Annotated in this window: 9 protein-coding genes; all 9 read right to left on the reverse strand. The window is 32.2% G+C overall.

Annotation, left to right across the window (positions count from 1 at the left end; genetic code table 11):
- Positions 1-203: 203 nt before the first annotated feature.
- The 9 genes from JJE11_RS12705 to JJE11_RS12740 all read right to left on the reverse strand — a co-directional run bounded on the left by JJE11_RS12705 (position 204) and on the right by JJE11_RS12740 (position 6,144).
- Entirely contained in the window at positions 204-1,070 is an 867-nt protein-coding gene (locus tag JJE11_RS12705; RefSeq protein ID WP_291636174.1) for an ATP-binding protein, read from the reverse strand.
- Positions 982-1,836, reverse strand: coding sequence for a DnaD domain protein (locus tag JJE11_RS12710; protein WP_291636177.1), 855 nt, complete (start codon positions 1,834-1,836; stop codon positions 982-984). The genes JJE11_RS12705 and JJE11_RS12710 overlap by 89 nt, the downstream gene beginning before the upstream one ends.
- A gap of 13 nt (positions 1,837-1,849) precedes the next feature.
- On the reverse strand, positions 1,850-2,431 hold the full coding sequence (locus tag JJE11_RS12715) for an MBL fold metallo-hydrolase (protein WP_366927928.1): 582 nt from the start codon (positions 2,429-2,431) through the stop codon (positions 1,850-1,852).
- The gene (locus tag JJE11_RS17765; protein ID WP_366927929.1) at positions 2,418-2,588 is read right to left on the reverse strand and encodes a hypothetical protein; all 171 of its coding nucleotides are present in this window, start codon (positions 2,586-2,588) and stop codon (positions 2,418-2,420) included. The genes JJE11_RS12715 and JJE11_RS17765 overlap by 14 nt, the downstream gene beginning before the upstream one ends.
- Positions 2,589-2,591: 3 nt before the next feature.
- Positions 2,592-3,455 carry a recombinase RecT gene (locus JJE11_RS12720; RefSeq protein ID WP_291636179.1) on the reverse strand — a complete coding sequence of 288 codons (864 nt, stop codon included), beginning with the start codon at positions 3,453-3,455 and terminating at the stop codon, positions 2,592-2,594.
- Positions 3,456-5,396 (reverse strand): AAA family ATPase, encoded by a 1,941-nt coding sequence (locus tag JJE11_RS12725; protein WP_291636181.1) that lies wholly within the window; start codon positions 5,394-5,396, stop codon positions 3,456-3,458.
- A complete protein-coding gene (locus JJE11_RS12730) occupies positions 5,365-5,556 on the reverse strand; it encodes a hypothetical protein (protein ID WP_291636183.1) in 192 nt (63 codons plus the stop codon). The genes JJE11_RS12725 and JJE11_RS12730 overlap by 32 nt, the downstream gene beginning before the upstream one ends.
- A gap of 45 nt (positions 5,557-5,601) precedes the next feature.
- Complete coding sequence (locus JJE11_RS12735; RefSeq protein ID WP_291636185.1) at positions 5,602-5,871, reverse strand: aspartyl-phosphate phosphatase Spo0E family protein; 270 nt, start codon at positions 5,869-5,871, stop codon at positions 5,602-5,604.
- Positions 5,872-5,946: 75 nt separating this feature from the next.
- Positions 5,947-6,144 carry a hypothetical protein gene (locus JJE11_RS12740; RefSeq protein ID WP_291636187.1) on the reverse strand — a complete coding sequence of 66 codons (198 nt, stop codon included), beginning with the start codon at positions 6,142-6,144 and terminating at the stop codon, positions 5,947-5,949.
- Positions 6,145-6,193: the final 49 nt, after the last annotated feature.

Consider the following 6,193-nt stretch of genomic DNA (forward strand, 5'->3'; position numbering starts at 1 on the left):
TGGCGGATCAGCATATATTACTTTATATTTTTTATTTGGAAATTCTATCATTTATAATTTACTCCTCGTCAGGAGTGTGGCCACACTTATACTTGCAAGTTTCCTATTTATTTTTAATATTTAAGACATACTAGTTAGCAAGGATGACATTATTTTTGTCCTTATACTTTCTGCATACCTTTAAAAATTTATCTTTTTACCTCTTATTCATAAAGTATTTGTTTCAAAATCCCTGTTTTTTTCTTAGCTTCATCAATTCTTATACTTTTTTGATTATTAAAAATAGGTGTGCACATTTCAAGTATTCGGTCCTCGGTCCTTCTATCATACATTTCTGCAAGTACATCATTGGTCTCTTTCGGGTTAATATTTAAGTTGCTTGATATTATTAACGGGAGGTTGCTCCTGTACCTGCTGTCTATAATGTTATATATCATAGCCTTGCTCCACTCTGTTTTCTTTTCAGTTCCTAAGTCGTCTATGATTAGCAGGTCCGCGTTGCACAATCCCCTTATGATGTCGTTCTCGGCTTCTTTTCCCCATTTGTTATAAGTTTGCTGGATCCTAGAAAGTAAACCATTAATACTTACACATATTACAGGTACAAATTGTTCTAAGAGTTTATTTGCTATTGCACTACTTAAATAAGTTTTACCATTCCCCGGTTCTCCGTAAATGAGTAGGCCCAATCCTTCTTCTCTGCACTCTTTAAAATTTTTAGCATAGCTAGTACCCAATTCGCACATTTGCTTTGTGCCTTTGCTGTAATCCCATTTTTCAAAGGTGCTTTCCCTGAACTTCTTGTCCATTAAGCTATTAGTCATTAATTTATTAATTCTTAATTGCTTCTCATTTGCTTTTCCAATTATTGATTTTTCTTCTAGCGCTTTCTTTTCACAATCACAAATTACTTTTACAACCCTGTCTATTCCTAAAATATTATATTTTTTAAATAAACGCTGTCCACATATATCGCATTTCTTAGTCAACTCCAAGTTCAAATCCGATTCCTTCTCTATTTGGGTCTTCAGTACATTGGCTGCTCTTTCCATGAACTTTCTCCTTCCCATTGGTTTTCCAGTTCCGTAATATCCCTTCAACATAACTATATTTGTATTTATTTTGCCTTATAGCTTCCCTCATTGATTCTTCCACCCATTCTTTTGTGTAATATTCTATATCTGTATCTATCAATTCAATTAATATTTGATTTAATAAACCAAATCCACACTTTTCATATAATTTATAAGTATCTTTATTTTCAGAACAACTATCACAATGCTCTCTTTCTTCTTCTTTTTCTTTTGTTTCTTCTTTTGTTTCTTCTTTTTCTTTTTCTTTTTCTTCTTCTTCTTCTTCTTCTTCTTTCTTGCAAGGGCAACTCATTGTTATATTATTCCATGCACCCCCCATTGCAAGCCCCTTGTAAGCCCCTTGCAAGCGGGGTATTTCAAATTTTAATTCCAAACATTGGATTAGAAAGCCCCTTATAAATTTTTCTGACTTTACAAGGTCTAATTCTTTTAAAACACATTTTTCTATATTTATATTTTTTATAGGATTAAACTTCAACCAATTTAATATAAAAATTTCATTTGTACCTAGGTCATATTCAATTTTTTTATATTCAACAAACTTACTTAATAGTTCCTTTACTTTCTCTTTTTCTAACCCAGTTTCAAGTTTTATTATCATCTCAGATATTTCATATATTCCAGACTGAGTAGTTTTGCTATTAGTTAAAAGATATAAGTAAAAATACTTTTCTTCTGGTGATAGCTCTAAAATAAAAGGATCTTGCCAGAATGTTATTTGAACCTGTCTGTACACTGCCATTTAATCACCTTCTTTATAATTCTATCTCCAACCCTTTTTCTGCAATATAAACTGGCTTTCCTGTTAGCCTTTCAATTTCATTTTTAAATTGTGCCGCGTTACTGTTTTCATCGCTTAAATGTATTAGTGTAATGCTTTCACATTTACTTAGGTCTGATGCTTTAAGAAACTCTTTTACATTCTCCAAGCTAAAGTGTGATGTAAAAAGTCTTTTTGCTAAGCTTGAATTTAAACCATTTTCAATATTGTTTTGTAGAATTTCTTTACTGTAATTAGCTTCTATTAAGATGTGTTTTAAGCCATTAAATTTATATTGAATATAATATGTATCTGTGGCAAATAGCAACTTACCCATATCCTCATGGCTTATTAGAAAACCTAGCGGCTCTGCTGCGTCGTGTTGGGTTTCAAATGGTAATATTGTAAACCCTCCAATTTTAATTTGTTTTTCTGATTCTATAAAATGTAACCTATGATGAGTTTCTAATACTTCGCTTTCTTTTAAAATTGCTCTTACTGTTCCCATGCTTGTGCAAACATCTATTCCATTACTTAATAGGTCTTTTATGGCTTTACTGTGGTCAAAGATGCTCATGGCTTATTAAACAACCAACAACACTAGATAAATCAAACTTAAGTCCTTTTAATATTTCTTTATAACTAATCCCACACTCAATAATCAATATTTCCTTTTCATTTTGGAGCAGATAACAGTTTCCTGCTGATCCGCTCCCCAATACTTTTAGCTTCATCGTTTAAAACCCCGGTTCTGCTTTTGTTTCTTTTACTGGCTTTGTATCTTCTGGAACTATATCTATTGACTTTGTATTAGCTTTCTCTTTCATTTCTTCTTTAACTTCGTATTGCGTATCGTTTATAATGTCTTTTTCGTCATACTCTTTTTCATCGCTATTATTGAATGCCCCAATCATTAAATCACTATCATCTGAGGTATTAGCAAACATCTTGCAAGCTCTATTAATTACAGTTTTCTTTGCCATTTCGTCAGCAAAATTAGTGTGTGCCCCTGAATTACCTTTCGCAGCACCTTGGTTCCAGCTTTTCTTTATTTGGTTAATATTCATAATTTCAATATAATTCTGGCCCTCTTCCATAACCACTATTGCATAAGCACCTTTAATCTTTGCCGGGTCTATATCTTCAAATTTTTGTTCATGTTTTGTTATTTTCTTATATCCTGTTTCAAGATCTAATGCATAATTAAATTCGTCACCTTCATAAATACAATTTGCAATTACGTTTTTTACATTTTTCAACTTTTTAGTTACTGCAACAGTCCCTAAGTAACTTCTCATGAGTTGTAATTTGCCTCCATAAGGTATAAAGTAACATTGCTTTTTAACTGGACTTAACCCCTGTATAACCATATCTAATAAGCTGTTTGCAATACTTATTTCGCTGCAACTTTTGAGCACTGGGTTTTTATCTTTATCCACTGTTTCTGAAAGTATTAAGTAAGCACTTTTCAAAGCATTCTCTGCTGAATAGTTAGCTGGTATTCTAAGTTCTTTTTTGTTTTCTAGGTTTTTAACCCTACTAAGCACCTTATCTGTTACATTTCTTTCTTGAGTTGTTACGACTGCTTTATTTTCATTCATTTATATTGCCTCGCTTTCAATTTTTAGATTTTTATCTAAACTAACTATTAAATTTATTATTTGGCTGTCAGTTTCTATTAATTTGTTAATGCTTTCCTTGTTATCTATAAAAAGTGGAACATTAACTTCATAGTGTTCTGAAAGGGTTTTTATAACATCCAATCCCGCATTAATTTGACCTGCAGTATTAGCATTAGTAAATGGCACGCCTTGGATTAATGCTTCGCAGCACTCTGAAATTCCGCCATTACCTAATTTGTTAAATAATTTAAAAGTTACATATTTGAATTTATCATTTATGCCACCTTCCAGAAGCTCAACCTTAGTTTTTATATATTCCTCGCATAGATATTCTTGGCCCTCAAGCTCTGCTATTTGCTGTGATAACCTTTGTTCCTCCCCCATTAGATCATCAATTCTTTTTTTTAGGTCCTCATTTGATTTTTTATGTGATAATAGTTCGTTTATTTCCATTAGTGACGCTTGCAAGGTGTCTTTTCTTTCTCTTAGGTCCTTAATCTGTTCTGTGGCTGTAGCTGGTTGTTGTAGTTTGTTTTCAAGCTCTGATATTTCAATTTTTAGTTTTATATATTCTTTATTGCTAACAAGAGGATCCGGCCTAATATAATTATTTATTTTAGATTCTAAGTTTTTTACATCTTCCACTTGTACTACAGCCAAGTCCTCGAACTTTTCAATTTCAATATTTTTTATTTTTTCTTTTAACTTTTCTATTTCTACATTTAAGGCTTGCCCTTTGATACTGATATCTTTTAAATGTTTAGCTTTGTTTTCATTGAAGTTTCCTTCTAGCGTAACTCTTTGGGCCTCTATATCCTCCATTTCAAAGTCCCTGCGGCAAGTCGGGCAGCTCTTTGCATTAGCCGGTAATTCAAATATTTTTTTATTCTCTTCATGCCATTTATCTTTTAAAGTAGTTTTTATAAGCTCTGTTTCTGCAATAGTTTTTTCTAATTTTTCAATTTCTCTTTTGTTCGCTATTAGCCTGTTCTTTTCTAACCCGAGGGTGTACCCTGCATCTCTAAATTGTTTTTTTAATTCTTCCAGTGGTTTTTCTGCGTCAACCTCCGCCTTATACGCCATATCCTGTTCTTTAGCCTTAAGGGTGTATAGTTTATCCCTTTCACTCAATACTTCGTCACTGCCCTTGCTACAGCCGGTGATTTGGTCCTCTAAAGACTTAATCCCACCAACTATGCCCCTTTTCCTAAACTCTATAGCATCAAAGTCAATCTCTTTAATAGACTTAGTATTTTCATCTACTCGACTTGGTATGGACTTCTTATCTTCATTCAGAATCTTCTTCCTAGCCTGTATTTGTTTTTTTAGGGTATCTATGTCTTTGTCTACTAAAAGTGCCTCTAATGCTTTCAAACTGTCCTTATAATTAATAACTTCTCCTGAGGTAACATCTCCAATGATATCTAATAACACCGTTCTTCTATCCTGCCATTTCATATTTGTGCTGAAGTATAAAGGATTACTGAGCAGCTTAAACAAATTTTCATCAATCAATCCATTTATTTTAGTTTTATATTCTGACATTTTTACAGGAACTTCGTCTATATAATAAGATGTTTCAGTTCCTTTGAGCTCTGCCTGTTCCTCTCCCCTCTTCCTGGTCCACTTTTCCTTAAGGATTTTTTTAAGAGTTAAAATTTTCCCGTTCACATCAATTACACCTTCAACTTCTGTGTCCAGCATATGGATTATATTATTGTTTGCATCTAGTGGCTGCACTTCAAATTTACTGCGGTCTTGGCTATCTTTATCAAATAGTAACCAAGTAAATGCATCAAATATAGTTGTTTTTCCAGTTGCATTTTCACCTTTTATTGAAGTTACATTGCCAAAATCTATTGATGATCCTTTTATACCTTTAAAATTTTTAATCAATAAATTTGTTAATTTTATTTTCATGTTCAAACCCCTCTCCCTTTTCCTCCTTATTTTTTTCTTTTAGAACCTCAACAATGATTTTTATAGAATCATCTATATATTCATCTGCTGAATTCGGTCCATCTATAGACCTTAAATTCTGTAATACTCCCTCTAATACATATTTGTATTTCTTCTCCATCTGTACAACCTCACTTTCTTTTGATATAATGAATTTAATGATTTTTTACTCTAGGTTGCTTTGCAGAGCAGCCTTATTCTTTTGTTCTTTTAATATGTGTTTATCTAATCTTTGGGATAACCTAACCACCTCTGGATCAGTAAGATTAAAGTTGTTTTTTACTATCAGCCTGTCCAATTTCTTTCGTAACACTTCTGTGGTCATAACTTCTTTTAGTGCTTCTCTAACAGAAACTCCTGAGAAATATAAATTTACAACTTTCTCTACAAGTTTATTAGTAGTATCAGTACTGGTACCAACAACGTTCCTTTCCAACCCTTATCACCTCTCTTAAAATCCTTTATAATAAATGCCAGAATAACTATAATGCTATAAATTATTAGAATTAATTTACCTATAGGTGTCATACTTCTTTGCTCCTTTCACAATTTCCTTTGCGATTTTATTTGCCATTATCCCAAATTTGCATCTTCCACAAACATAATTTTTGTTCTTATAATCTCGTTTTACGTTTCTAGCATCTTTTATGCATGATCTTCTTAATACAAGTATTCCTTTGCACTGTTTACATTTGATTTTTACTATCATTTTAATTGGTTCCTAGTGGCTTTTTAGTTTGCTTAGACATCTTGTCTAA

The sequence above is a fragment of the Clostridium sp. genome (genome assembly GCF_016650095.1).
In the GTDB taxonomy this organism is placed as follows: domain Bacteria; phylum Bacillota; class Clostridia; order Clostridiales; family Clostridiaceae; genus Clostridium_AD.

What these genes read in the sequence shown, in the direction of transcription:
- JJE11_RS12705 (WP_291636174.1), bottom strand. Translation starts at nt 1,070, where the DNA reads ATGGGAAGGAGAAAGTTCATGGAAAGAGCAGCCAATGTACTGAAGACC.
- JJE11_RS12710 (WP_291636177.1), bottom strand. Translation starts at nt 1,836, where the DNA reads ATGGCAGTGTACAGACAGGTTCAAATAACATTCTGGCAAGATCCTTTT.
- JJE11_RS12715 (WP_366927928.1), bottom strand. Translation starts at nt 2,431, where the DNA reads ATGAGCATCTTTGACCACAGTAAAGCCATAAAAGACCTATTAAGTAAT.
- JJE11_RS17765 (WP_366927929.1), bottom strand. Translation starts at nt 2,588, where the DNA reads ATGAAGCTAAAAGTATTGGGGAGCGGATCAGCAGGAAACTGTTATCTG.
- JJE11_RS12720 (WP_291636179.1), bottom strand. Translation starts at nt 3,455, where the DNA reads ATGAATGAAAATAAAGCAGTCGTAACAACTCAAGAAAGAAATGTAACA.
- JJE11_RS12725 (WP_291636181.1), bottom strand. Translation starts at nt 5,396, where the DNA reads ATGAAAATAAAATTAACAAATTTATTGATTAAAAATTTTAAAGGTATA.
- JJE11_RS12730 (WP_291636183.1), bottom strand. Translation starts at nt 5,556, where the DNA reads ATGGAGAAGAAATACAAATATGTATTAGAGGGAGTATTACAGAATTTA.
- JJE11_RS12740 (WP_291636187.1), bottom strand. Translation starts at nt 6,144, where the DNA reads ATGATAGTAAAAATCAAATGTAAACAGTGCAAAGGAATACTTGTATTA.